General features: G+C 62.6%; 23 protein-coding genes. 11 read left to right on the forward strand and 12 right to left on the reverse strand.

The genetic code is table 11. The annotated features are described in order from the left end of the window. Positions 1–15: 15 nt before the first annotated feature. The 5 genes from C8K18_RS18465 to C8K18_RS18485 form a co-directional block, all read right to left on the reverse strand. Complete coding sequence (locus C8K18_RS18465) at positions 16–540, reverse strand: cupin domain-containing protein (protein ID WP_006050085.1); 525 nt, start codon at positions 538–540, stop codon at positions 16–18. 196 nt (positions 541–736) lie between these two features. After that, positions 737–2,842: an elongation factor G gene (gene fusA / locus C8K18_RS18470; RefSeq protein ID WP_006050086.1), complete on the reverse strand. Its 2,106-nt coding sequence runs from the start codon at positions 2,840–2,842 to the stop codon at positions 737–739. A 254-nt stretch (positions 2,843–3,096) separates the two neighbouring features. Then, positions 3,097–3,627, reverse strand: coding sequence for a DUF192 domain-containing protein (locus tag C8K18_RS18475; RefSeq protein ID WP_107708706.1), 531 nt, complete (start codon positions 3,625–3,627; stop codon positions 3,097–3,099). A gap of 144 nt (positions 3,628–3,771) precedes the next feature. Further along, complete coding sequence (locus C8K18_RS18480; protein WP_027212290.1) at positions 3,772–3,966, reverse strand: hypothetical protein; 195 nt, start codon at positions 3,964–3,966, stop codon at positions 3,772–3,774. A 386-nt stretch (positions 3,967–4,352) separates the two neighbouring features. After that, positions 4,353–4,922: a pseudouridine synthase gene (locus C8K18_RS18485; protein ID WP_029968059.1), complete on the reverse strand. Its 570-nt coding sequence runs from the start codon at positions 4,920–4,922 to the stop codon at positions 4,353–4,355. Positions 4,923–5,261: 339 nt separating this feature from the next. Between C8K18_RS18485 and icd the strand changes: the two genes are divergently transcribed. The 3 genes from icd (at position 5,262) to C8K18_RS18500 (ending at position 8,027) form a co-directional block, all read left to right on the forward strand. Next, positions 5,262–6,518, forward strand: a complete 1,257-nt coding sequence (icd, locus tag C8K18_RS18490) for an NADP-dependent isocitrate dehydrogenase (protein WP_006050089.1) — start codon at positions 5,262–5,264, stop codon at positions 6,516–6,518. 236 nt (positions 6,519–6,754) lie between these two features. After that, positions 6,755–7,060, forward strand: a complete 306-nt coding sequence (locus C8K18_RS18495) for a DUF1330 domain-containing protein (protein ID WP_107708708.1) — start codon at positions 6,755–6,757, stop codon at positions 7,058–7,060. A 157-nt stretch (positions 7,061–7,217) separates the two neighbouring features. Then, positions 7,218–8,027: a hypothetical protein gene (locus C8K18_RS18500; RefSeq protein WP_258196144.1), complete on the forward strand. Its 810-nt coding sequence runs from the start codon at positions 7,218–7,220 to the stop codon at positions 8,025–8,027. A 174-nt stretch (positions 8,028–8,201) separates the two neighbouring features. On the opposite strand, the gene C8K18_RS18505 is transcribed toward C8K18_RS18500, so the two are convergent. Then, positions 8,202–8,408 carry a cold-shock protein gene (locus C8K18_RS18505; protein ID WP_007180614.1) on the reverse strand — a complete coding sequence of 69 codons (207 nt, stop codon included), beginning with the start codon at positions 8,406–8,408 and terminating at the stop codon, positions 8,202–8,204. Between the two features lie 548 nt (positions 8,409–8,956). Between C8K18_RS18505 and clpS the strand changes: the two genes are divergently transcribed. After that, positions 8,957–9,271 carry an ATP-dependent Clp protease adapter ClpS gene (gene clpS / locus C8K18_RS18510; protein WP_006050100.1) on the forward strand — a complete coding sequence of 105 codons (315 nt, stop codon included), beginning with the start codon at positions 8,957–8,959 and terminating at the stop codon, positions 9,269–9,271. Beyond that, positions 9,268–11,565 carry an ATP-dependent Clp protease ATP-binding subunit ClpA gene (gene clpA, locus C8K18_RS18515; protein WP_006050101.1) on the forward strand — a complete coding sequence of 766 codons (2,298 nt, stop codon included), beginning with the start codon at positions 9,268–9,270 and terminating at the stop codon, positions 11,563–11,565. Before clpS ends, clpA begins: the two co-directional genes overlap by 4 nt. Before the next feature lie 95 nt (positions 11,566–11,660). On the opposite strand, the gene dut is transcribed toward clpA, so the two are convergent. The 6 genes from dut to C8K18_RS18545 form a co-directional block, all read right to left on the reverse strand. Beyond that, positions 11,661–12,107: a dUTP diphosphatase gene (gene dut / locus C8K18_RS18520; protein ID WP_006050102.1), complete on the reverse strand. Its 447-nt coding sequence runs from the start codon at positions 12,105–12,107 to the stop codon at positions 11,661–11,663. Between the two features lie 17 nt (positions 12,108–12,124). Next, on the reverse strand, positions 12,125–13,144 hold the full coding sequence (locus tag C8K18_RS18525; RefSeq protein WP_006050103.1) for an LLM class flavin-dependent oxidoreductase: 1,020 nt from the start codon (positions 13,142–13,144) through the stop codon (positions 12,125–12,127). Positions 13,145–13,208: 64 nt separating this feature from the next. Then, a complete protein-coding gene (coaBC, locus tag C8K18_RS18530) occupies positions 13,209–14,423 on the reverse strand; it encodes a bifunctional phosphopantothenoylcysteine decarboxylase/phosphopantothenate--cysteine ligase CoaBC (protein ID WP_029968043.1) in 1,215 nt (404 codons plus the stop codon). Between the two features lie 139 nt (positions 14,424–14,562). Continuing rightward, positions 14,563–15,069, reverse strand: a complete 507-nt coding sequence (lspA, locus tag C8K18_RS18535; protein ID WP_107708712.1) for a signal peptidase II — start codon at positions 15,067–15,069, stop codon at positions 14,563–14,565. Between the two features lie 11 nt (positions 15,070–15,080). Beyond that, positions 15,081–17,918 (reverse strand): isoleucine--tRNA ligase, encoded by a 2,838-nt coding sequence (gene ileS / locus C8K18_RS18540; protein WP_107708713.1) that lies wholly within the window; start codon positions 17,916–17,918, stop codon positions 15,081–15,083. 165 nt (positions 17,919–18,083) lie between these two features. Further along, on the reverse strand, positions 18,084–19,079 hold the full coding sequence (locus tag C8K18_RS18545) for a bifunctional riboflavin kinase/FAD synthetase (RefSeq protein WP_006050108.1): 996 nt from the start codon (positions 19,077–19,079) through the stop codon (positions 18,084–18,086). A 116-nt stretch (positions 19,080–19,195) separates the two neighbouring features. Between C8K18_RS18545 and purN the strand changes: the two genes are divergently transcribed. From purN to nadC, 6 genes are all read left to right on the forward strand, one after another. Further along, positions 19,196–19,849 (forward strand): phosphoribosylglycinamide formyltransferase, encoded by a 654-nt coding sequence (gene purN, locus C8K18_RS18550; RefSeq protein ID WP_006050109.1) that lies wholly within the window; start codon positions 19,196–19,198, stop codon positions 19,847–19,849. Beyond that, positions 19,846–21,105: an RsmB/NOP family class I SAM-dependent RNA methyltransferase gene (locus tag C8K18_RS18555; RefSeq protein WP_107708715.1), complete on the forward strand. Its 1,260-nt coding sequence runs from the start codon at positions 19,846–19,848 to the stop codon at positions 21,103–21,105. The genes purN and C8K18_RS18555 overlap by 4 nt, the downstream gene beginning before the upstream one ends. A 72-nt stretch (positions 21,106–21,177) precedes the next feature. After that, positions 21,178–22,551 carry a mechanosensitive ion channel family protein gene (locus C8K18_RS18560; protein WP_107708717.1) on the forward strand — a complete coding sequence of 458 codons (1,374 nt, stop codon included), beginning with the start codon at positions 21,178–21,180 and terminating at the stop codon, positions 22,549–22,551. Between the two features lie 202 nt (positions 22,552–22,753). Next, a complete protein-coding gene (locus tag C8K18_RS18565; RefSeq protein ID WP_006050112.1) occupies positions 22,754–23,950 on the forward strand; it encodes a fatty acid desaturase in 1,197 nt (398 codons plus the stop codon). A gap of 130 nt (positions 23,951–24,080) precedes the next feature. Continuing rightward, a complete protein-coding gene (nadA, locus tag C8K18_RS18570; RefSeq protein ID WP_006050113.1) occupies positions 24,081–25,220 on the forward strand; it encodes a quinolinate synthase NadA in 1,140 nt (379 codons plus the stop codon). Next, positions 25,220–26,149 (forward strand): carboxylating nicotinate-nucleotide diphosphorylase, encoded by a 930-nt coding sequence (gene nadC / locus C8K18_RS18575; protein ID WP_107708719.1) that lies wholly within the window; start codon positions 25,220–25,222, stop codon positions 26,147–26,149. The genes nadA and nadC overlap by 1 nt, the downstream gene beginning before the upstream one ends. Positions 26,150–26,204 lie beyond the last annotated feature (55 nt).

A 26,204-nucleotide genomic window follows, 5' to 3' on the forward strand; every position in this document is an offset into this window, starting at 1 on the left:
TCGCGTGAGAGTGGATTAGTGATCGTGCGGATGTTTGTGAATCGGATCGACCCAGTACACCGTTTCGGGCTGCTCGACGGCGTCGATGTTCAGATTGACCACGACCGCTTCGTTGTCGCTGCGCACGAGCACGCATTCGAGCGGATCGTCGGTGCTCGCATTGATCTCCTGATGCGGCACATACGGCGGCACGAAGATGAAGTCGCCGGGGCCCGCTTCGGCGGTGAACTCGAGATGCTCGCCCCAGCGCATGCGCGCCTGGCCGCGCACTACGTAGATCACGCTTTCGAGCGCGCCGTGATGATGCGCGCCGGTCTTCGCATTCGGATGAATCGTCACGGTGCCGGCCCAGATTTTCTGTGCACCGACGCGTGCCGCATTGATCGCGGCGGCGCGATTCATGCCGGGCGTCTGCGCCGTGTTGGTGTCGAGCTGATCGCCCCTGATGACCTTGACGCCATGCTCGCGCCAATCGACAGGCGCCGGCTGCGGCGCGTCTTTCTCGTCGTTGTAATGCGGATGTTCGTGATCCTGGCTCATCGCGTGTCTCCTCGTGGCTTGGGAGGCGGGGCGAACTTCGCGGCCCCGTCCGGCATTTTTACACGTTAAAAAAGCTGCGCGTCGCGTGAGTGCGCTCACGAGCTTATTCGATCGACGAAAAAAAGCCCGTCCACGAGGGACGGGCTTCGCCTGCTTTGCCTTGCAGAACCCAGGCTTTTGTCACCGGCGCACAGGCTTACTTGTGCTTCGCGTTGATGACGGCTTCCGCGACGTTGTTCGGCGTTTCAGCATAGTGCTTGAACTCCATCGTGTAGGTCGCGCGGCCTTGCGTCGCCGAACGCAGCGACGTCGAATAGCCGAACATTTCCGCCAGCGGCACTTCCGCGCGCACGAGCTTGCCGCCGCCGCCCGCGATGTCTTCCATGCCTTGCACCATTCCGCGACGGCTCGACAGATCGCCCATCACGTTGCCCATGAAGTCTTCGGGCGTTTCGACTTCGACGGCCATCATCGGTTCGAGCAGCACGGGCTTGGCCTTGCGCATGGCTTCCTTGAACGCCATCGAGCCGGCCATGCGGAACGCGTTTTCATTCGAGTCCACGTCGTGGTACGAGCCGAAGGTCAGCGTCACCTTGACGTCGACCACCGGATAGCCCGCAAGCACGCCGGCCTTCAGCGTTTCCTGGATGCCCTTGTCGACGGCCGGAATGTATTCGCGCGGAATCACGCCGCCCTTGATCGCGTCGACGAATTCGTAGCCCTTGCCCTGCGGCGCGGGCTCGAGCGTGATGACCGCGTGGCCGTACTGGCCGCGGCCGCCCGACTGCTTGACGAACTTGCCTTCGACGTCCTCGACCTTGTTGCGCACCGTCTCGCGATAAGCAACCTGCGGCTTGCCCACAGTCGCCTCGACACCGAACTCGCGCTTCATCCGGTCGACGAGAATTTCCAGGTGCAGCTCGCCCATGCCGGAGATGATTGTCTGGCCGGATTCCTCGTCCGTTTGCACGCGGAACGACGGGTCTTCCTGCGCGAGACGATTGAGCGCGATGCCCATCTTTTCCTGGTCGACCTTGGTCTTCGGCTCCACAGCCTGCGAGATCACCGGCTCCGGGAAGATCATCTTTTCGAGGATGATCACGTTGTTCGGATCGCACAGCGTGTCGCCGGTTGTCGCTTCCTTCAGGCCGACCGCCGCGGCGATGTCGCCTGCGTAGACTTCCTTGATTTCCTTGCGCTCGTTCGCGTGCATCTGCAGGATGCGGCCGAGGCGCTCCTTCTTTTCCTTGATCGCGTTGTAGACCGTGTCGCCCGAATTCACGACGCCCGAGTACACGCGGAAGAAAATCAGCTGGCCGACGAACGGGTCGGTCATGATCTTGAAGGCGAGCGCCGAGAACGGATCGGTGTCGTTCGGATGACGCTCGATTTCGTTGTCGTGTTCGTCGTGACCGGTGATGGCGGGCACGTCGACCGGCGACGGCAGGTAGTCGATCACCGCGTCGAGCATGGCCTGCACGCCCTTGTTCTTGAACGCGCTGCCGCACAGCATCGGCACGATTTCATTGGCGATGCAGCGTGTGCGGATGCCGTGCTTGATTTCGTCTTCGGTCAGCGTGTCGCCGCCCAGATATTTTTCCAGCAGTTCCTCGCTCGCTTCGGCGGCGGCTTCGACCATCTTGTCGTGCCACTCCTTAGCCGTTGCCGCGAGTTCCGCGGGGATATCGCGGTACTCGAACTTGATGCCCTGGTTCTCTTCGTCCCAGAAGATCGCCTTCATCTTGACGAGATCGACCACGCCTTGGAAGTGCTCTTCCGCGCCGATCGGAATCTGGATGGGCACGGCGATACCTTTCAGGCGGTCGCCGATCTGACGCTGCACGCGGAAAAAGTCCGCGCCGACGCGGTCCATCTTGTTGACGAACGCGATGCGCGGCACCTTGTACTTGTTCGCCTGACGCCAGACGGTTTCCGATTGCGGCTGCACGCCGCCGACCGAGTCGTAGACCATGCAGGCGCCGTCGAGCACGCGCATGGAGCGCTCGACTTCGATCGTGAAGTCGACGTGCCCCGGCGTGTCGATGATGTTGATCCGATGCTCGGGATAGTTGCCGGCCATGCCCTTCCAGAAGGCGGTGGTGGCCGCCGACGTGATCGTGATGCCGCGCTCCTGCTCCTGTTCCATCCAGTCCATCGTCGCCGCACCGTCGTGAACCTCGCCGATCTTGTGGGTCACGCCGGTGTAGAACAGGATGCGTTCAGTGGTGGTGGTTTTGCCGGCATCGATGTGAGCGCTGATGCCGATATTCCGGTAGCGCTCGATGGGAGTCTTGCGGGGCACGTGAACCTCCTTGGAATAGCGCGCCTGAAACGCTTGCCGGGCGGCAGTCTGTGCCGCCCGAACCGCGGGAGTGCTGCGTTGCTAAGACTACTAGGATAGCGCGTCGGCCCGTCTTTTGCAGGAATCTTGCCAGGTGTGGCTGTGGCGTGGCTGGCGGTGTGGCTGGCGGCGCGCGGAGCGTAAAAACGACAAAAGCCGATGCCTTATGAACAGGCACCGGCTTTGCGGTGAGCGAGGCGACGCTGCGCGTGGTTTTACTGCGCCGCCGGAAGCCCCTGAATCTTCATGCCAGGCTTGATCCCTTTCGACGTGAACCAGCCCTTGCTCATCTCGAGCGCGTACACGCCGTTGTTCTTCGGGCAGTGGTTATTCGTCGTCTCGGCCTGCATTTCGTCGATGTCGGTCACGGTGCCGTCCGCGCGAATGAACGCGATCGACAACGGAATCAGCGTGTTTTTCATCCAGAAGCAATGCACGGCGTTTTCATTGAAGACGAACAGCATGCCTTCGTTGGGCGCGAGGCTCGTGCGGTACATCAGGCCCTGCTCGCGGTCGGCGTCGTTCGCGGCGACGGCCGCGTCGATCACGAACATGCCCGCGGTCAGCTTCGCGCGCGGAAATTCGCCTGGCTGTTTTGCGCCAGAGGGCATTTGCTGCGCGTGAGCAGGCAGCGCGCTCAGAGCCGAGAACGACAGGGCCGCGAACGGCAGGATTGCGGCAACGGCGAGACGTGCCAAGAAAGGTGTCATGAAGCGCGCCATCAACGAGCGCAGGGGAAATCGCACGGCGTGACTCCTTGCTGAGATTAACCGGGGAATGTTACGCGAGCGCGTCAAAAACAAAAAGGCAGATCGCCTTGCGGTGATCTGCCTTTCAACGCCGTAAGAACGGCAATGAAGCGAGTTCTTGACTGCGTTTTTACGACAAACTTACTCCGAAGCTGCCGAAGCAGCTGCTGCAGCAGCTGCCTTCTTGTGCGACTTCTTGTGAGCGTGCTTCGTGGTCTTCTTTGCCGACGAAGCTGCTGCTGCCGGAGCTGCCGAAGCTGCTGCCGGTGCCGAAGCTTGTGCGAATGCTGCCGTTGCGAAAAGGCCAGCGACCAGAGCGGCGATCAGTTTGTTCATTTTGAAAATCCTCAGCTTGAGTTAATTAACCAAATGACCCGGTTATGTTTGAGTCATGTCGGTAAACGTGCCATCCACCTTTCGGTTGACAGCGCATCGAACAAATTTTCGACGCGTCTGCCGAGCGCTCAGACTGCCCGCACGGACCGCACAAGCGGCTTGTACAAAGGCTCTTAAGGCTGAATGCCGGACAGCTTCGGGCGGCATCTGCGTCGAATAACGCGTGAGCTTGCGCACCGGTTGACGTCAATTTTGCGGAAAATTTCAGCACGCGACATTGAGTTGAACCAGGCTTCGCGCCATGCATGCGCGAGCCGCTGTTTCACGGCTTTTTCATTAGCTGGTTTCACGCGCGATTTTGTTCGCGCATACAACGAGTTAGCGAATCAGGCGACGCCTTCCCAAGGCGCGTTGTGCGGCAACTCGACGCTCTCGCCCGGTTGCAGGCCGAGCGAAAAAATATCCAGCGCGCCGATGCCGACGCGCACGAGACGCAGCGTCGGAAAGCCGACCGCGGCCGTCATGCGGCGCACCTGGCGGTTCTTGCCTTCGGTGATGGACAACTCGATCCATGTCGTCGGAATCGCGGCGCGATAGCGAATGGGCGGCGTGCGCGTCCATAGCGTGTCGCCTGGCTCGACGTACTCGGCGCGGCACGGCTTCGTCACGTAGTCGCCAAGATCGACGCCGCGCGCGAGCTTCTTCAGCGCGGCCGAATCCACCGCGCCTTCCACTTGCGCCCAATAGCGCTTGACGAGCTTATGACGCGGCTCGGCGATGCGCGCTTGCAGCGCGCCGTCGTCGGTGAGAAGCAGCAGGCCCTCGCTGTCCGAATCGAGACGGCCCGCCGGATACACGCCCGGCACCTTGACCCAGTCGGCGAGCGACGCGCGCGTTTCGTGCGCGGAAAACTGGCAGATGGTGCCGAACGGCTTGTTCAGAGCGATGAGGCGCATAGGAAGGTGATGATGTCGTGCGGCGCCCGCCGCAGCAGCAGTAAGCGCGACGCGGGGCCGCAGGAGCGATGCCTGTGGCGAATGGCGGGATAATAATGCATAGGGCGCGGCGGGGCGGCTGCGCTCATCGACGAGATGGAGAAGACAACAGACGGACGCCGTGCTTTATTCCAGTCTGCATGTTGGAAAACCCCGAGCCGCGGCGGCCTCGATGCCGCGGCCGTGTGGGCTAGAATAACGGCCAGGCCGCGTGCGCGCGTCCGGCATTGCGCGTAGCGAGGAGCATCGTCTTGGCAGTCTCCCATCAGCTTGCAGCACAGCCTTCACTGGAGTCCGATCATGCCGTATCAGCACATCAAGGTTCCGACCGGTGGTGACAAGATCACCGTCAATGCGGATTTCTCGCTCAACGTTTCGGATCAGCCGATCATTCCGTATATCGAAGGCGACGGCACCGGCCTCGACATCACGCCGGTCATGATCAAGGTCGTGGACGCAGCGGTCGAGAAGGCTTACGCGGGCAAGAAGAAAATCCACTGGATGGAGATCTACGCGGGCGAGAAATCGACGCGAGTGTACGGGCCGGACGTGTGGCTGCCTGAAGAAACGCTACAGGTGCTGAAGGAATATGTGGTGTCGATCAAGGGACCGCTCACCACGCCCGTCGGCGGCGGCATCCGTTCGCTGAACGTCGCGCTGCGTCAGGAACTCGATTTGTACGTATGCCTGCGTCCGGTGCAGTATTTCAAGGGCGTGCCTTCGCCGGTGCGCGAGCCGGAAAAGACCAACATGGTGATCTTCCGCGAGAACTCCGAAGACATCTACGCGGGCATCGAATGGCCGGCCGAATCCGAGCAGGCAAAGAAGGTCATCAAGTTCCTGCAGGAAGAGATGGGCGTGAAGAAGATCCGCTTCCCGGATACGTCGGGCATCGGCATCAAGCCGGTCTCGCGCGAGGGCACGGAGCGTCTCGTGCGCAAGGCGATCCAGTATGCGATCGACAACGACCGCCGCTCGGTCACGCTCGTGCACAAGGGCAACATCATGAAGTACACGGAAGGCGCGTTCCGTGATTATGGTTATGCGCTCGCGCAGAAGGAGTTCAACGCGGAGTTGATCGACGGCGGCCCGTGGATGAAGGTCAAGAATCCGAAGACGGGCGGCGACATCGTCGTCAAGGATGTGATCGCCGACGCTTTCCTGCAGCAGATTCTGTTGCGCCCCGCCGAATACGACGTGATCGCCACGCTCAATCTGAACGGCGATTACGTGTCTGACGCGCTGGCCGCGCAAGTGGGCGGCATCGGCATCGCGCCGGGCGCGAACATGTCGGATTCGGTCGCGATGTTCGAGGCCACTCACGGTACGGCGCCCAAGTACGCGGGCAAAGACTACGTGAATCCGGGCTCGGAAATTCTCTCGGCCGAAATGATGCTGCGCCATCTCGGCTGGCTCGAGGCGGCGGATCTGATTATCAAGTCGATGGAAACGTCGATTCTGCAAAAGCGCGTCACGTACGACTTCGCGCGTTTGATGGAAGGCGCCACGCAGGTGTCATGTTCGGGGTTCGGGCAGGTGATGATCGAGAATATGTAGTCCGGCTTTCGGGACGCGCGGCAACGTCCCGTCAGGTCGATAAAAACCCAGCTAATGCGAACGATTAGCTGGGTTTTTTATTTCATGTCCATTTGCATGGCGCGCCAACACGGATTATTAGTGCGGCTCGAATTGTCTTGTTCTTCGCGACGGCTTTATCGGCGGCATTGACACGGGCACAGTGCGAGGCTCGGGCTGCGCACAGTGCGCGGCCGTCAACCACAGGAATATCACACGTGCCAAAAGGTTATTTGATCGCACACGTCAACATCACCGACGCAAACGCTTACGCCATCTATTCAAAAGCCGCAGGCGAAGCGATAGCGAGCTTCGCCGCGAAACACGTCGCGCCAAAGGTCATCGCAGTTTCTGGCCGACACGAACATGTGGAGGGCGAGACGCACACGAAGCACATGGTTATCGAATTCGATTCGTTCGCTGACGCGAAGGCGTTCTATGAGAGCCCGGAATATCAGGCGGCGAAAGTTTTGCGCGCAGGGGCGGCGAGCGGGAATTTTGTTTTGGTGGAGGGGGCCGGTTAACTCAATCAGCCGGGTTTTCCCACGCCTAACGATCGTTGATTGCACCCACACCGCCACAGCCCCAACTTTATCGAGACGCACAACGCGCCGCCTCGGTTAAGTTACGGCGCGGCGGACGACAGCCGCCTCCCGCATGCAATCAGATAACGATCAGAACATGAACCCAGCTCACATCGCCGCAAACGTCTACGTCGCCACGCCGAGCTACGGCGCCGTCGTTACCACGGGCTACGCACTCGGACTGCTCGACCTCTACGATATGTCGTCGACACACGGTTTCGGCATTCGCGTGAACTTCAACAGTTTCGACAGCCTCATCACACGCGCGCGCAATACGATGGTCGCCGAATTTCTCGCGGACGACCGCTTTACTCACCTGATGTGGATCGATAGCGACATCGGTTTCAGGGGCGAAGATGTCGTGCGTCTCTTGCGCGTCGATCGACCCGTCGCGGCAGGCGTATATCCGTTGAAGAACGACGGCTGGCCGGCAACCGGACTCACGCATGCGATGCCGGCCGGTTCGACCAAAGCGGACTTCCGCGCGCTTTACGCGACGTATCCGGCCGTCGCGCGCACCGACTCGCTCCAGCCGGACGTCGACGGTTTCCTCGACGCGCGCTACGCGCCGACCGGTTTCATGCTGATCCGCCGCGAGGTGTTTGTCGCGCTGATCGCGCGTTATCCGGAATTGCGGTGCCGCTCACCGTTCGTCGGCCGCCCGGAACTCGACGAGGGCAAGACCGCCGACTTTCTTTATGCGTTTTTCGATACCGGGATCGATCCAGAGACGCGGGTCTACCTGTCGGAGGACTACTGGTTTTGTCACCTGGTCGAGAGCATCGGCATCACGCCCGTCATCGATACGCGCTCGAACCTCAGCCACCAGGGCATTGCGACGTACGAAGGCGACCTTTCTCGAAGCCTCGAACTTCAGCGCTCGATGACACACGCCGCCGTGCAATAGCAATAAACAATAGCCAGCGCGACAATTTGCCCGTTATTTGGGACATCGACGATTCGCCGCGGACGGTAAATCGCCGCACCGAAAACGCACGCAAAAAAAGAAGCGAAAAAATAATCGCCCAAAAAGAAACCCGGCGCGAAGCCGGGTTTCAAAAGGACGGGTATCGAACAAGTATCAGGCGGGTGCCTGGATGTTCGATGCCTGCTTGCCCTTCGGGCCTTGCACGACCTCGAAGGTCACCTTTTGGCCTTCCTTGAGGGTCTTGAACCCATTCATCTGGATGGCCGAGAAGTGTGCAAACAGATCCTCGCCGCCTTCATCCGGCGTGATGAATCCGAAACCTTTTGCGTCATTGAACCATTTGACCGTACCAGTTGCCATTCCAACTTCCCCTGTAACTCATGTCACTACCACGAGCCCTCGAAAAGCTCGACGACCGCGTGATGCAGCCGCTCCCTCCTCACAAGCTCACCATCGGCATTTTTTCGAAATTTGGCGCAGTGAAAAAAGTGCCAGCTTGATTGTTGAGGCTCTTTATTCGAGTGTCAAGAAAATTTTGAGATGCCCTGACACACGTTGCAAACAGGCGGTTTCCAGGGTTTTTCCCGCTTTCGTTATGTGCGGTTGCGCAAGCGGGCTGTCTTGAAAAGTCGCATAATCGTCTCACATGGTGTTCTGCGGGTCGCTCGCCGCCGGTTGCGCGAGTGGGCGGCGGTCAGCCAGCTCCGGCAGGTTGTGCGATACTCGATCCGACTGCGGCGCAGCACGGCCGCAACGCATGATCTGGACTGGAGCCGGCCCCGCAATCGGCTCGTCGAATGGCGCACGCAGGCGGTAATTTTCGCCGTGCGGTAGCGAACGGGCTCACTGGCCGGCTGGCCGGGTTTTGACAGGATTGCGGGCCTGTCCTAGTTGTTTAGAATGGGTGTATGGCGATTATCCCGGACAAGCAGGACGGCACCGTACTGGAGCGGCAGGAGAAAAAGCTCAAGCCGCCATCCATGTACAAGGTGGTGCTGCTGAATGACGACTTCACGCCAATGGAATTTGTCGTGATGATCGTGCAGGAATATTTCAATAAAGATCGTGAAACCGCAACGCAGGTGATGTTGAAGGTGCATCGCGAGGGCAGGGGAGTTTGTGGGGTCTATACGCGGGACATCGCGTCGACCAAAGTCGAGCAAGTCGTTACCCACGCACGGCAGGCCGGGCATCCGCTGCAGTGTGTGATGGAGGAAGCATGATTGCCCAGGAACTGGAAGTCAGCCTGCACATGGCGTTCATGGAAGCACGCCAGGCGCGGCACGAGTTCATAACGGTCGAACATCTCTTACTGGCGCTGTTGGACAATCCGACAGCGGCAGAGGTGTTGCGTGCATGCGCGGCCAATATCGAGGATCTGCGCCAGAACCTGCGCAACTTCATTCATGACAACACGCCGACCGTGCCTGGCACGGACGACGTCGACACGCAGCCCACGCTGGGTTTCCAGCGTGTGATCCAGCGCGCGATCATGCATGTGCAGTCCACCTCGAATGGCAAGAAGGAAGTGACCGGCGCGAACGTGCTGGTCGCGATCTTCGGCGAGAAGGACTCGCACGCGGTGTATTACCTGCAACAGCAGGGCGTGACGCGTCTGGACGTGGTCAATTTCATCTCGCACGGCATCGCCAAGACGAGCAGTTCGGACGCCGCGAAAGCGAGCGATGCGAACGCCGAGTCCGACGAAGCCGCCGCGCAGAAAGAAACGCCGCTCGCCCAGTTCACGCAGAACCTGAACCAGATGGCGAAAGACGGCCGCATCGATCCGCTGATCGGGCGCGAGTCGGAAGTCGAGCGCGTGGTGCAGGTGCTGTGCCGTCGCCGCAAGAATAATCCGCTGCTGGTGGGCGAGGCGGGCGTCGGCAAGACGGCGATCGCCGAAGGGCTCGCGTGGCGCATCACGCGCGGCGAAGTGCCGGATATTCTGGCCGACGCGCAGGTGTATTCGCTCGACATGGGCGCGCTGCTCGCGGGCACCAAGTATCGTGGCGACTTCGAACAGCGTCTAAAGACGGTCCTGAAGGAACTGAAGGAACGTCCCCACGCGATTCTGTTCATCGACGAGATTCATACGCTGATCGGCGCGGGCGCCGCGTCGGGCGGCACGCTGGACGCGTCGAATCTGCTGAAGCCGGCGCTCTCGTCGGGCACGCTCAAGTGCATCGGCGCGACGACGTTCACGGAGTATCGCGGCATCTTCGAAAAGGACGCGGCATTGTCGCGCCGTTTCCAGAAGGTGGACGTGACGGAACCTTCGGTCGAACAAACCGTGGCGATTTTGCGCGGCCTGAAGTCGCGCTTCGAAGAGCATCACGGCGTGAAGTATTCGTCGGGCGCGCTGTCCGCGGCGGCTGAATTGTCGGCACGCTTCATCACAGATCGTCATCTGCCGGACAAGGCCATCGACGTGATCGACGAAGCGGGCGCGGCGCAACGCATCCTGCCGAAGTCGAAGCAGAAGAAGACCATCGGCAAGAACGAGATCGAGGAAATCATCTCGAAGATCGCGCGTGTCCCGCCGCAAAGCGTGTCGCAAGACGATCGCAGCAAGCTGCAAACGCTGGATCGCGATCTGAAGAGCGTGGTGTTCGGGCAAGACCCGGCTATCGACGCGCTGTCGGCCGCGATCAAGATGGCGCGCGCGGGCCTCGGCAAGCTGGACAAGCCGATCGGCGCGTTCCTGTTCTCCGGTCCCACGGGCGTCGGCAAGACGGAAGTGGCGAAGCAGCTCGCGTTCACGCTCGGCATCGAGTTGATCCGCTTCGACATGTCGGAGTACATGGAGCGTCACGCGGTGAGCCGGTTGATCGGCGCGCCTCCGGGCTATGTCGGTTTCGACCAGGGCGGCCTCTTGACCGAGGCTGTCACCAAGAAGCCGCACTGCGTGCTGCTGCTCGACGAAATCGAGAAGGCGCATCCGGACATCTACAACGTGCTGCTGCAGGTGATGGACCACGGCACGCTGACGGACAACAACGGCCGCAAGGCGGATTTCCGCAACGTCATCATCATCATGACGACGAACGCGGGCGCCGAGGCAATGGGCAAGTCGGTGATCGGCTTCACGAACCGCCGCGAAACCGGCGATGAGATGGTCGACATCAAGCGCATGTTCACGCCGGAGTTCCGTAACCGTCTGGACGCGACCATCAGCTTCCGTGCGCTGGATGAAGAGATCATCATGCGCGTGGTCGACAAGTTCCTGATGCAGCTGGAAGATCAGTTGCACGAGAAGAAGGTCGACGCGCTCTTCACCGACGCGCTGCGCAAGCATCTCGCCAAGCACGGTTTCGATCCGTTGATGGGCGCGCGGCCAATGCAGCGTCTGATCCAGGACACGATCCGTCGCGCGCTGGCCGACGAGCTGCTGTTCGGCAAGCTGATGAACGGCGGCCGCGTGTCGGTCGACGTCGATGCGGAAGACAAGGTGCAGTTGACCTTCGACGAGCATCCGGCGCCGCGCAATCCGAATCCGGAAGCGGTGGAAGTCGAGTAAGCGTTAGCGAGTAAGCGTACTGCCTACTCGCCAAACAAAAAACGGCGTGGACCTCAGGGTCCACGCCGTTTTTCTTTGTGCTCAGCAAATCTGGATCAATGCTTGCCGGTGCTGCCGAATCCACCCGCACCGCGCTCGCTTTGCTCGAACTCGTCGACGATATTGAACTGCGCCTGCACGACCGGCACGATCACGAGTTGCGCGAGACGCTCCATCGGATTCAGCACGAACGTTGTCTCGCCGCGGTTCCACGTCGAGATCATCAGTTCGCCTTGATAATCCGAATCGATCAGGCCGACCAGATTGCCGAGCACGATGCCGTGCTTATGACCGAGACCCGAGCGCGGCAGAATCAGCGCCGCATAGCCGGGATCGCCGACGTGAATCGCGAGCCCCGTCGGCACTAATGCGGTTTGACCCGGTTCGAGCGTCAACGGCTCTTTGAGGCACGCGCGCAAATCGAGGCCCGCGCTGCCGGTGGTCGCGTACGCGGGAAGCTGATCGCGCATGCGCGCATCGAGAATCTTCAAGTCGAGTTTCATGCAGGTTTTTCGAGAGTTTAAGGAGTTGAAGCCGGGCGCCCGAGTTCGAACGCGTCGGCAAGAAGTTCATAGGAACGCAGACGCGCGCGATAGCTGCCTGCGACGGTGAGCACGATCAGTTCGTCGGCCTGGAATTGTTCCTGCAATGCACGGAGCCGCTCGGTCACGACTTCGGGCGTGCCGACGATGCTGCGCGGTTTTTCGCGATCGATCACCAGTTGCTCGCGCTCGCCGTACTCCTGCGCGATGCCTTGTTCGACGGTCGGAATCGGCTCATTCAGGCCATAAGCCATTTGCACGCGACGCAGATCGACGGCCTTTTCCAGATCCGCTGCTTCCTGTTTCGTGTCGGCGCAAATCACGAAGACGGCGGCGGCCAGATACGGTTGCTGTGTTTCCTGACTCGCCTCAAAGCGCTCGCGATACGCGCGCGCAACCTGATGTCCGAAATGCGCGTTGATGAAATGCGCGAACGCGAAGCGGATGCCCAACTGCGCGGCGAGCAGGCCGCCGAATTCGCTGGAGCCGAGCATCCATAGTTGCGGGCGCGTCGGCACTTGCGGTTGCAACAGCACGCCTTGCGCGATGTGGTGGGCGGGCAGCGTGCCGTGCATCAGTCCCACCAGATCGGCCACTTGCTGCGAGAAGAATTCGCCGCGGTTGTAGTCGCCGGCAGCGACCGCCTGCGCGGTGCGCATGTCGCCGCCGGGCGCGCGTCCCACGCCGAGATCGATGCGGTTCGGGAACAGCGCCTCGAGCATCATGAATTGCTCGGCGACCTTGAACGGGCTGTAGTACGGCAGCATGATGCCGCCGGAGCCGAGCCGGATGCGTCGCGTGACGCTGCCAAGACGCGCCAGCATCACTTCGGGACATGGGTTCGACACGCCGCGCAAGCCGTGATGCTCGGCGCACCAGTAGCGCGTGTAGCCGAGGTCGTCGGCAAGTTGCGCGAGTTCGACAGTGGCGGCGATAGCGTCCGCCACCGAGTGCCCTGAGATGACGGGCGTTTGATCGAGCACGGAAAGTAGCGTCATGTCGGTGTGCTCCAGATGCTTCGGTTCGCTTCGCTTTGTGGTGTCTCGGCGGCGCGCGGCAAGTTCAGCGAATCAGGCTTGTGTCGGGCAGACGCTTCGCGATTTCCGCGATCAACGCGCGCGCGAGCGTCTGCTTGTCGGCGCGCGGCAGCCGGGTTGCACCGCCGGCTTCGAACAGGATCACTTCGTTGTCGTCCATGCCGAACGTGAGCGGCCCGAGATTGCCGATTAGCAGCGGCACATTCTTGCGCACACGTTTCTCTTCGCCATGCACTTCGAGATCGCCGCTTTCCGCAGCGAAGCCGACGGCGAACGGCGGATGCGGCAGCTTGGCCACCGAGGCCAGAATGTCCGGATTTTCGACGAACGAAAACGTGGGCAGCGCGCGGTCGGCGGCTTTCTTGATCTTGTGTTCGCTCGCGTGAGCGACGCGCCAGTCGGCGACCGCGGCCACGCCGATGAAGATGTCCGCGTCCGCTACCGAACGCATCACCGCATCGTGCATCTGCTGGGCGGTCTGCACATCCTCGCGGAACACGCCCCACGGTGTGTCGAGCGCGACCGGACCCGCGACGAGATGCACGTCGGCGCCGGCCTGCTGCGCGGCGCGCGCGAGCGCAAAACCCATCTTGCCGCTCGAGCGATTCGTGATGCCGCGAACCGGATCGAGCGGTTCGAACGTCGGGCCGGCTGTCAGCAGCACGCGTCGACCGGACAGAATCTTCGGCGAGAAAAACGATGCGATCGCTTCGTAAGTTGCCGCGGCTTCGAGCATGCGGCCGTCGCCGATTTCGCCGCACGCCTGCGGTCCCGAATCGGGGCCGAGCACTTCGACGCCGTCCGCGCGCAGTTGCGCGACATTGCGCTGCGTCGCCGGGTTCTGCCACATCTGCCGGTTCATCGCGGGCACGACGAGCAACGGACAATCGCGCGCGACGCACAACGTGGCGAGCAGATCGTCGGCCATGCCGTGCGCGAGTTTCGCGAGGAAGTCAGTGGACGCGGGCGCGATCACGATCGCGTCGGCTTCGCGCGACAGATCGATATGCGCCATGTTGTTCGCGATGCGCGCGTCCCACTGGCTCGTGTAGACGGGACGGCCTGAGAGCGCCTGCATCGTGACGGGCGTGATGAACTGCGTGGCCGCTTCGGTCATCACGACCTGGACGGTCGCGCCGGCCTTGGTCAGAAGACGCGTGAGTTCGGCGATCTTGTAGCAGGCAATGCCGCCCGTCATGCCGAGGACGAGGTGTTTTCCTGCGAGTTCTGCGGTTGCCAACGAAAGCCTCCGACAAAGCGTGGTGACCGAGCGCGGCGCGCTTGCACCGTTGCCGGCCTTCAAAGCGGATTTCTAACGCGCCGCCGTCGAAGCGCGAAAAACCACTTCCGGCGGCCCGCGCCTTGCAACGATCCGCCCGTTAGCGCGACCCGCGTACGCGCCGCAACTCGTCGATGACGAGCAGCACCGCGCCGACCGTAATTGCGCTGTCGGCCAGGTTGAACGCCGGCCAGTGCCACGCGCGCACGTGGAAGTCCAGGAAGTCGATCACATGGCCGTACGCGAGCCGGTCGATCACGTTGCCGAGCGCGCCGCCGAGAATCAGCGACAGCGCCGTGCAGAACATTTTTTGCCCGCCGTGGCGCTTGAGCAGGTAGCAGATCACCAGCGCGGCGATCACGCCGAGCGCGGTGAAAGCCCAACGCTGCCAGCCGCCCGCCATCGCGAGAAAGCTGAAGGCGGCGCCGCGGTTGTACACGAGGATCAGGTTGAAGAACGACGTGACCTCATGCGCGACGCCGTAGGCAAACACCTTCTGCACCGCGATTTTCGTCAGCTGATCGAACAGGATCACGATCAGCGCGACGCCGAGCCAGGGCGCCAGCGAACTGTTGCCGGCGGACGCTTTCGATGTGGATTTCGCCATGGTTCTCGCCATTATGCCGCGCTCCTCGCCTCGCCGGTGCCGAACAGATTGCTGATGCAGCGGCCGCACAGCGTGGGGTGTTCGGCGTTCGCGCCGACATCCGCGCGGTAGTGCCAGCAGCGCTCGCACTTCAGATACTTCGACGTGATCACTTCGACGCCTTCTTCCGCTTCGCTCGCGACCTTCACGACGCTCGCCGCCGATGTGATCAGCACGAACTTGAGGTCGTCGCCGAGGCTCGTCAGCGCGTCGTAACGCGCGCCGCTCGCGCGGATTTCCACTTCCGCCTGCAACGACGAGCCGATCAGGTCAGCAACGCGCGCTTCTTCCAGCGCCTTGGTCACGTCGCCGCGCGCGGCGCGCAGCAGCGTCCATTTGTCGAGCAGCGCGCCCGCGTCCGGCACGGCCGGGAACGCGTGATACGTCTCGGTGAAGATGGTTTCGCTGTTCGGCTGGAACACCTTCCACGCTTCTTCGGCGGTGAAGGAGAGGAACGGCGCCATCAGACGCAGCAAACCTTGCGCGATGTGATACAGCGCGGTTTGAGCCGAGCGGCGCGCGACGGAGTCAGCAGCCGTCGTGTACAGGCGATCCTTCAGCACGTCCAGATAGAAACCGCCGAGATCTTCCGAGCAGAACGTCTGCAGCTTGGCGACCACCGGGTGGAACTCGTACTTGTCGTAGTGCGAGAGGATGTCGTTTTGCAGATTCGCCGACAGCGCCACCGCGTAACGGTCGATCTCGAGCCAGTCTTCCACCGGGCGCGCGTTCTTCTCGTAGTCGAAGTCCGACAGATTCGCGAGCAGGAAGCGCAGCGTGTTGCGGATACGGCGATAGCCTTCCGTCACGCGCTTGAGGATTTCCTCGGAGATCGCGAGCTCGCCGGAGTAATCGGTCGACGCGATCCACAAGCGGATGATTTCCGCGCCGAGGCGATTCGCCACCTCATGCGGATCGATGCCGTTACCGAGCGACTTGCTCATCTTGCGGCCTTCGCCGTCGACGGTAAAGCCGTGCGTCAGAAGCGCGTTATACGGCGGACGGCCGTCGAGCATGGAAGCCGTGAGCAGCGACGAATGGAACCAGCCGCGATGCTGGTCCGAGCCTTCCAGATACAGGTCGGCCGGGAATTGCAGTTCGTCCTTGTGCGAGCCGCGCAGCACGTGCCAATGCGTCGTGCCGGAATCGAACCACACGTCGAGCGTGTCGCGGTTCTTTTCGTACAGATTCGCGTCGTCGCCGAGCAGTTCGCGCGGATCGAGCGTTTGCCAAGCCTCGATGCCGGCCTGCTCGACGCGCTTCGCGACTTCCTCGAGCAACTCGAGCGTGCGCGGATGCAGCTCGCCCGTTTCCTTGTGGACGAAGAACGCCATCGGCACGCCCCATTGGCGCTGACGCGACAGCGTCCAGTCGGGACGATTCGCGATCATGCTGAAGAGCCGCTGCTTGCCCCACGACGGATAAAACGCCGTGTTTTCGATGCCTTCGAGCGCGGTTTCGCGCAGCGTCTTGTCGCTGTCGTTCGGCTTCACGTCCATGCCGGCGAACCATTGCGACGTCGCACGATAGATGATCGGCGTCTTGTGGCGCCAGCAGTGCATGTAGCTGTGCGTGTACTTTTCGGTGCGCAAAAGCGAACCGGCGCTTTGCAGCGCTTCGACGATCTGCGGATTCGCCGCCCAGATCGACAGGCCGCCGAAGAGCGCGAGCGATTCGATGTAACGGCCGTCGCCCATCACCGGATTGATGATGTCGGAATCGGCCATGCCGTGCGCCTTGCACGACACGAAGTCTTCCACGCCATACGCCGGCGACGAGTGCACGACGCCCGTGCCGGTTTCCGTCGTCACGTAGTCGCCGAGATAAACCGGCGCCGTGCGCTTATAGCTCGGATGCGCGGACGCGAGCGGATGATTGAAGCGCAAGTTGACAAGCTTGGCGCCCGGCGTAGTCGCGATCACCGAGCCTTCCAGACCGTACGCCTTCAGGCATGCTTCGACGCGTTCCTCGGCGAGAATCAACAGGCCGCGCGGCGTATCGACGAGCGCATAGACGATTTCCGGATGCAGGTTCAACGCCTGGTTCGCGGGAATGGTCCACGGCGTCGTGGTCCAGATCACGATGCCGCCTTCGTTGCGCGGCAGCGCGTTCAGGCCGAACGCCTGCGCGGTCTTCTCCGGCTCGGCGAAGCCGAACAGCACGTCGATGGTCGGATCGGTCTTGTCCTTGTACTCGACTTCCGCCTCAGCGAGCGCCGAGCCGCAGTCGAAGCACCAGTTGACCGGCTTCAGGCCGCGGAACACGTAGCCTTTTTCCAGGATCTTCGCGAGCGCGCGGATTTCGCCGGCTTCATTCGTGAAGTTCATGGTCTTGTAGGGGTTGTCCCACTCACCGAGCACGCCCAGACGCCGGAAGCCGAGCTTCTGCTTCTCGATCTGCTCGGTCGCATACGCGCGCGCTTTCTGCATGACTTCCGCGGCGGGCAGCGACTTGCCGAACTGCTTTTCGATCTGGATTTCGATCGGCATGCCGTGGCAGTCCCAGCCCGGCACGTAGACCGCGTCGAAGCCCGCCATGTTGCGCGCCTTGACGATCATGTCCTTGAGGATCTTGTTCACCGCGTGGCCGAGGTGGATGTCGCCGTTCGCGTACGGCGGGCCGTCGTGCAGGATGAACTTCTTGCGACCCTTGCTGGCGGCGCGGATCTTCTCGTAGACCTTGCGCTCCTGCCATTCCTTGACCCATTGCGGCTCGCGCTTGGGCAAGTCGCCGCGCATCGGGAACGGCGTGTCGAGCAGGTTCACGGGGTAGCGTGATTGCGGTTTCGAATCGGCTTTCTTGTTGCTCATGATGTGGTCGCGGTGAATTCTTTATAAGCGCAGCGGGGCGCGGGTTGCGCACGGTGCGCGAGAGGGTTGGCGCGGCGGCGGGCATGTCGCGCAATGCGCGGATGTCCTTCGATGCGCGCAGCGGCGGTCCATGCGGCAGGTGAACGCGCGCAGGGACCGCGGCGGCTATCTAATTCGGTCGGTGGCCGACGTGGCGAAACCGGTGGAGCGGCTGCCGGGCGTGCCCGCGCCGACGGCCGCGAACCACGCGCGCGCGTTGGCGACGTCGCGTGCAATCGCGGCGGTGAGCGTTTCGAGGTCGACGTACTTTTCCTCGTCGCGCAGCTTCTTCAGGAATTCGACGCGCACGAGCTTGCCGTAAGCGTCGCCGTGCCAGTCGAGCAGGTGCACTTCGAGCAGCACGCGGCCGGAATCGTCGACGGTGGGACGCAGGCCCAGACTCGCGACGCCAGGCAGCGGTTCGTCGGTCACGCCATGCACGCGCACGACGAAAATTCCAGCGAGCGCCGGACGCTTGTGAGCGATCGGCAGATTGAGCGTGGGAAAGCCGAGATCGCGGCCGAGCTTCATGCCGTGCACGACGTGGCCGCTGATCAGATAGTCGCGGCCGAGCGCGGCGCGCGCCGCGTCGAGATCGCCCGCGACCAATGCCGCGCGCACGCCCGAGCTGGAAATGCGCGCACCGGACGGATCGGCGACCGTGGCCATTTGCTCGACTTCGAAACCGTAGTGCTGCCCTGCCGCCTTCAGCGACGTGAAGTCGCCCGCGCGCTTGGCGCCATAGCGGAAGTCGTCGCCGATCATCACCCAGCGCGCGTGCAGCCCGTTCACGATGATCCGTTCGACGAACGCGTCCGGCGACTGGCTCGCGAACGTGTGATTGAAGTGCTCGACGACCACGCGGTCCACGCCATTGGTGCGCAGCGCTTCGAGCTTGTCGCGCAGCATCGCGATGCGCGGCGGCGCGCCGGCCGGGTTGAAGAATTCGCGCGGGTGCGGCTCGAAGGTCATCACGCAGACGGGCAGGCCGCGCGCGTCGGCCGCTGCGCGCACGTGCGCGAGCAAAGCCTGATGGCCGCGGTGGACACCGTCGAAGTTGCCGATGGTCAGTGCGCACGGCGCACGGCTTTCAGCGTTGGGAAGACCGCGGAAGACTCTCACGATAGCGCGTCGGGGTAGGGCGGGCGGGGTGCCGCAAAACAAACGATTATAAACGCTCGGCGCAACGGACGGCGGCGCCTCGCGGTTTGGGTGTCCCCGAATGATAAAATCCGCGCATGAAAAAACTCGTCATCCTGATTTCAGGGCGGGGAAGCAACATGGAAGCCATTGTTCGCGCGTGTGCGGACGAAGGGTGGGCCGCGCAGGTGGCCGCCGTGATTGCGAACCGTCCTGACGCCGCGGGCCTTGCGTTCGCGGCGTCGCACGGCATTGCGACGGCGGTGGTCGATCACCGCCAGTTTCCCGACCGCGAGCGCTTCGATGCGGCGCTGGCCGAACAAATCGATAGTTTCTCGCCGGATCTCGTCGCGCTCGCCGGCTTCATGCGCGTGCTGACGGACGGTTTCGTCGACCGTTATGCGGGGCGCATGCTGAACGTGCACCCGTCGCTGCTGCCGAGCTTTCCTGGACTGAAAACGCATCAGCAGGCGCTCGACGCCGGCGTGCGACTGCATGGCGCGTCGGTGCATTTCGTGACGTCGCAGCTCGATCACGGACCGATCGTCGTGCAGTCGGCGGTGCCCGTCGTGGCCGGCGACACGCCCGCGACGCTCGCCGAACGCGTGCTCGCGACCGAACACATCATTTATCCACGCGCGGTGCGCTGGTTCGTCGAAGGGCGCCTTGCTCTTGACGGCCTGCGTGTCACGCTTACGCCGCCGGAGCCGCAATGGCTCTTTGCCGGTCACACCGCCGGAGAGGGCGCATGAGATTGCATGGTTTTTTGATTGGACAAACTGAGACTTTGCTGGCTGAAGTCCTAAGACTGAATGGTCCCGCCGACGCCACCACGAGCCGCTTTTTCCGCGCGCATCCGAAGCTCGGACACGGTGAGCGCGGCGTGATCGCCGAGGCGGTTTTCGCGGTGCTGCGCCGGCGCATGGAATTCGCGCATCTGGCCGAAAGCGGCGCCGGCAGCCCGGCGCGCCGCATGGCTTTGCTCGGTCTGATGCAGACGGCGGGCCGCTCGGCGCTCAAGCCGTTCGTGTCGGACTCGGAATCCAGGTGGCTGGAACACGTCGCGATGATCGACCCGGAAAGCCTGCCGCTGCGGATTCGCCTGAATCTGCCGGACTGGATCTATCAGGCGCTGACCAAGCGGTTCGAAGCCGCGGAACTCGCGCAACTGGCCGCCGCGCTCAACTACCCGGCGCCTCTGGATCTGCGCGCGAACCCGATCAAGGCGAGCCGCGACGACGTGCTGAACGCGCTGTCGAAGGCCGGCATTGAAGCCGGCGCCACGCCGTTCGCGCCGTTCGGCGTGCGCGTGGTCGGCAAGCCGCCGCTCACCAAGCTCGACGCGTTCCAGCAAGGCTGGCTCGAAGTCCAGGACGAGGGCAGCCAGTTGCTGTGCTCGCTCGTCGCGCCCAAGCGCGGCGAAATGATCGTCGACTTCTGCGCAGGCGCGGGCGGCAAGACGCTCGCGCTCGGCGCGGCGATGCGCTCGACCGGGCGTCTGTACGCATTCGACATCTCCGAGCGGCGTCTCGCCAAGCTCAAGCCGCGGCTTGCGCGCAGCGGCTTGTCGAACGTGAATCCGGTGCTGATCGACAGCGAGCACGACGCCAAGATCAAGCGGCTTGCCGGCAAGATCGACCGCGTGCTGGTCGACGCGCCGTGCAGCGGCCTCGGCACGCTGCGCCGCAATCCCGATCTGAAATGGCGTCAGTCGCCGGAATCGGTCGCGGAGCTTGCGCCCAAGCAGGCGTCGATTCTCGCGAGCGCGGCGCGGCTCGTGAAGAAGGGCGGGCGTCTCGTGTACGCGACGTGCTCGATCCTCGAAGCGGAAAACGAAGCGGTCGTTCAGCAGTTCCTCTCGGATCACCCGGACTTCGCGCTCGTCCCGGCGCGTGAAGTGCTGGCCGAGCAGCGCATCGACCTCGAAATGGGCGATTACCTGTCGCTCTGGCCGCACCGCCACGCGACCGACGGCTTCTTCGCCGCCGTGCTCGAACGTCAGAGCTGAGGCCCGACGGGCTGTCCGCCGGCTCGCCGATCGATTCTTCGATCCCGGCGAGCCGGCCATTCCCGCAACATCATGCAAAACCGACTCTTTTCGCACCTTTTCGGCGATCTCACGCGCGACTTCGGCCAGCCGGTCATGCTGTGGCAAATCGGCTTGCTTCTCACGACGCTCGCGCTCGCGTGGCTGCTCGCGCGCGTGCTGCGCCGGGCGCTCGATTTGCGCCGGCAGACGCGCTACCAGACGCTGCGCTTCGGCGCCGAAAGCCTGAACCGTGCGTTTTTCCCGCTGATCGGCGCGGTGCTGGTGTGGCTCGCGCGCGCGATCGCGGGCCGGTTCATCCACACTGCGCTGCTCGATCTCGCGTTGGTGCCGCTTTTCGGCATCGGCTTGATTTACATCGTGTTTTTCTTCGCGCGACGCGTCTTTAGCCACGACGGCGAGACGCATCCGTGGCTTTTCGTCGTCGAAAAAATCGTCACGCTGGTCGTCTGGGTCGCCATGGTGCTGACCGTGATGGGCATTCAGGACGACGTGATCGAGTGGATGGCGAGCGTTCACTTTCGCATCGCCAATGCCCATATGACGCTGCTTTCGCTCGTCACCGGCCTGCTGTGGGTGGGCGTGACGATGATCGTCGCGATGTGGCTCGGCTCGGCGTTCGAAGACCGGCTGATGCGCGCCACCACGCTCGACGCCAATCTGAAAGTGGTGGTGGCGCGCGTCGGCCGTGCGGCTTTCGTGCTGGCGGCCGTGCTGATCAGCCTGTCGCTCGTGGGCATCGACATCACCGTGCTCGGCGTGTTCGGCGGCGCGCTCGGCGTGGGGCTCGGTTTCGGGCTGCAGAAGATCGCGAGCAACTATGTGTCGGGCTTCATCATCCTGATCGACCGGTCGTTGCGGATCGGCGACACGATCAACGTGAGCGGCCTGCAAGGCATGGTCACGCAGATCCGCACGCGTTACACGGTCGTGCGTGGCCTCGACGGCATCGAGACGCTGATTCCAAACGAGAAGCTGATCACCGACGTCGTGCAGAACCAGTCGTCGTATCTGACGCGCGGCTATGCGAAGGCGGCGGTGCAGATCGCCTACACGGCCGACGTCGAACAGGCGATGGCGCTGCTCGCGCAAGCCGCCGCCGGCGTGCCGCGCGTCCTCGCGGACCCGGCGCCCACGCCTTACCTGACGAGTTTCGGCGCTGACGGCATCAACCTCGAACTGGGTTTCTGGATCGCCGACGCCGCAACCGGCACCTCGGCCGTGCGCTCGGCGGTCAATCGCAACATCTGGCAGCTTTTCTCCGCGCACGGCATTTCGATTCCTTTCGCGCAACGCGAAGTGCGGATCGTCGGCAACGTCGGACACATTGCAAATGTCTCCGGTGTCGCACCGCAGCCGGTAACTATGACCGCGCCTGCCGCCAATCAGGCAGACAACGCGCTCTGACGGGCACTTCTGGGTCTGCGGTGAGTCAAAATGGGCTCATTGCAGACTATCGCTCGTTGATGCCGCACAAAAAATCCCTATTTGTTACAAACACTTGGAACGCTTCCAGTAGAATGTCGTCCAATCCCGCTGTATGCTTTCACTTTCTTGACACGCGCAGTCCGCGGGTGTCTCGTGTCTCTCGTTCCACAGGTAAATTGCCTTGTTGAATTCCTTGCTCGATTTCCTTGCCCACGGCCTGCTGCGCTTCTCCTGGTGGCAACTTGTGCTGTACACCCTCGCGGTCACGCACGTCACGATCATCGGCGTGACGGTTTATCTGCACCGCTGCCAGGCGCACCGCGCGCTGGAGTTGCACCCTGTCGTCAGTCATTTTTTCCGGTTCTGGCTGTGGATGACCACGGGCATGCTGACCGGTCAATGGGCGGCTATCCACCGTAAGCACCACGCGAAGTGCGAGACCGAAGAAGATCCGCACAGCCCGCAAACGCGCGGCATCTGGAAGGTGCTGCTCGAAGGCGCGGAACTGTATCGCACTGAAGCGAAAAACGAAGAAACGATGCGCAAGTTCAGTCACGGCACGCCGAACGACTGGATGGAGCGCAACGTCTACACGAAGTACCCGATTCTCGGCGTGAGCCTGATGATGGTGCTGAACGTCGCGCTGTTCGGCGTGGTCGGCCTGACCATCTGGGCCGTGCAAATGGTCTGGATCCCGTTCTGGGCGGCCGGCGTCGTCAACGGTCTCGCGCACTTCTGGGGCTACCGCAACTTCAACTCGTCGGACGCCAGCACGAACATTTTCCCGTGGGGCATCATCATCGGCGGTGAGGAGCTGCATAACAACCACCACACGTATGCGACGTCGGCCAAGCTGTCGAACAAGTGGTATGAGTTCGACATCGGCTGGATGTATATCCGCATCATGTCGGCCTTCCGTCTTGCGAAGGTGAAGAAGATCGCGCCCACGCCGCGTCTGACCACCGGCAAGCTGGTGCTCGACCAGGACACGTTGCAGGCCGTGCTGGCAAACCGTTACGAAGTGATGGCGCGTTACGGCAAGGCGCTTAAGCGTGCGTATCGTCAGGAACTCGCGCATCTGAAGGAAGTCGGCGCACGCGAGAAGTATCAGCTCATGCGCGGCGCGCGCAACTGGTTCCATAAGGAAGAAGCGGGGCTCGACGAGCCGCAGAAACGGCTGCTGCCGCAAATCTTCGCGAACAGCCAGAAACTGAAGACGTACATCGACATGCGCAACGAACTCGCGGCAATGTGGGAGCGCTCGAACGCATCGCGCGACCAGTTGCTGGTTCAGTTGCAGGACTGGTGTCATCGCGCTGAGGCGAGCGGCATCAAAGCGCTGCAGGATTTTGCAATGCGACTGCGCCGTTATGCTTGATCGCGAAATCCATTAAAATTTCGTTACGTCACAAAACCCCGCGTTGGCGGGGTTTTGCTTTTTGGGCCGCGGAAAATGCAGCATGACGCAGTGCGCAGGCCGCGGCGGCAGAGCGAAGGCAGAGGAGATCATGGATCAGCAGGCGATCAGGACCGTCGAATACGACCGGCCGCAGGCGCAGGGCACGTCCTGCGGGATCGGACAGGCGTGGGCGAAGGTGCCCGACATGCCGTCGGCAGAACAGAAAGTGGCGCTGAAGGAGCGCATCCGCGCACTGCTGAAGCGCGAGAAGGCAGTGCTCGTGGCCCACTATTATGTCGATGCCGAATTGCAGGAGCTTGCCGACGAAACCGGCGGCTGCGTCGCCGATTCGCTGGAAATGGCGCGCTTCGGGCGTGACCATGAGGCGCAAACGCTGGTGGTGGCGGGCGTGCGTTTCATGGGCGAGACCGCGAAGATTCTGAGTCCCGACAAGCGCATTCTGATGCCCGACCTCGACGCCACCTGCTCGCTCGATCTCGGCTGCCCAGTGGACGAATTCTCGGCTTTCTGTGACGCCCATCCGGATCGCACGGTCGTGGTCTATGCGAACACCAGTGCCGCGGTGAAGGCTCGCGCCGACTGGATGGTGACTTCATCGATCGGACTGGAGATTGTTGCCGACTTGCACGCGCGCGGCGAAAAAATCATCTGGGCGCCGGACCGGCACCTGGGCGGTTATATCCAGAACAAGACCGGCGCGGACATGCTCATGTGGCAGGGCTCGTGTCTCGTGCACGACGAGTTCAAGGGCATCGAGCTGGATTTGCTGCGCGCCGAATATCCCGGCGCGAAAGTGCTCGTGCACCCGGAGTCGCCGGCCAACGTCGTGGCGCTTGCCGATGTCGTCGGTTCCACGACTCAGTTGATCGACGCCGCGCAGAAGCTCGATGCGACGCATTTCATCGTCGCGACGGACCTCGGCATCCTGCACAAGATGCAACTCGCTGCGCCCGGCAAGACGCTGATTGCCGCGCCCACGGCCGGCAACAGCGCGACCTGCAAGAGCTGCGCGCACTGTCCGTGGATGGCGATGAACGGCCTCGCGAATCTGGCCGACGTGCTCGAGCGCGGCCACAACGAGATTTTCGTCGACCGTGCTATCGGCGAACGGGCTCGTCTGCCGATCGATCGCATGCTGGACTTCGCCGCGCGTCACAAGAAGCGCGTGCAGGCGAGCGGCGATCTGGCGCGCGACGCGCAGTTGTATTCGAACGTAGGAGCCGCCTGATGAACGCGGTAGCGCAAGATTCAGCAGAGGCCGGTTCCGCCGCCTATAGCCAGGCGGAAGCCGTGTCGCCACTCTTCGCCGAGATCCGCGCGCAGTACGGCGCCGCGTTCGACGCCGCGCTGGCACGCAACGTCGCGGACGCGCTCGCGGAAGACATCGGCACCGGCGACCAGACCGGCCGCCTCGTTCCCGCCGACGAAGTGCGCGACGCGCGCGTCATCGTCCGCGAGGATGCGGTGTTGTGCGGCGTGCCCTGGTTCAACGCCGTCTTGCGCCAGGTCGATCCGCGGATCGAGGCGCAGTGGCGTTATCGCGAAGGCGACCGCATGACGGCGGACACGCCGGTGTGCGAACTGCGCGGGCCGGTGCGCGCGCTGCTTACCGCCGAACGCAACGCGCTCAACTTTCTGCAGTTGCTGTCCGGCGTGGCGAGCGCGACGCGCCGGTACGTCGACGCAATCGCGCATACGCGCACGCGCATTCTCGACACGCGCAAGACTTTGCCAGGCTTGCGGCTCGCGCAAAAGTACGCGGTGCGTGTGGGCGGCGGCGCGAATCAACGGCTCGCGTTGTACGACGGCATCCTGATCAAGGAAAACCACATTGCCGCCGCCGGCGGAGTGGGCGCGGCCATGGACGCCGCGCTTACGCTCAACGCGGGCGTCCCGATTCAGATTGAGGTCGAAACGCTCGAACAGTTGGAAACGGCATTGGCGCATCGCGCGCAGTCCATTCTGCTCGACAACTTTTCCTTCGATGCAATGCGCGACGCGGTGCGCATCACTGCTGGACGCGCGGTGCTGGAAGTGTCGGGCGGCGTCAACTTCGAGACCGTGCGGACGATTGCGGAGACAGGCGTCGACCGCGTGTCGATCGGCGCCCTGACGAAAGACGTGCGAGCGACCGATTACTCGCTGCGAATCGTCTGACGCGGTTTCCAGAAATTAGGCTTCGTGAGACATGAAACGCCATCGCCGGCATGAA

Origin of the sequence: Paraburkholderia sp. GV068, assembly GCF_003058125.1 — a bacterium.
Classification (GTDB): domain Bacteria; phylum Pseudomonadota; class Gammaproteobacteria; order Burkholderiales; family Burkholderiaceae; genus Paraburkholderia; species Paraburkholderia graminis.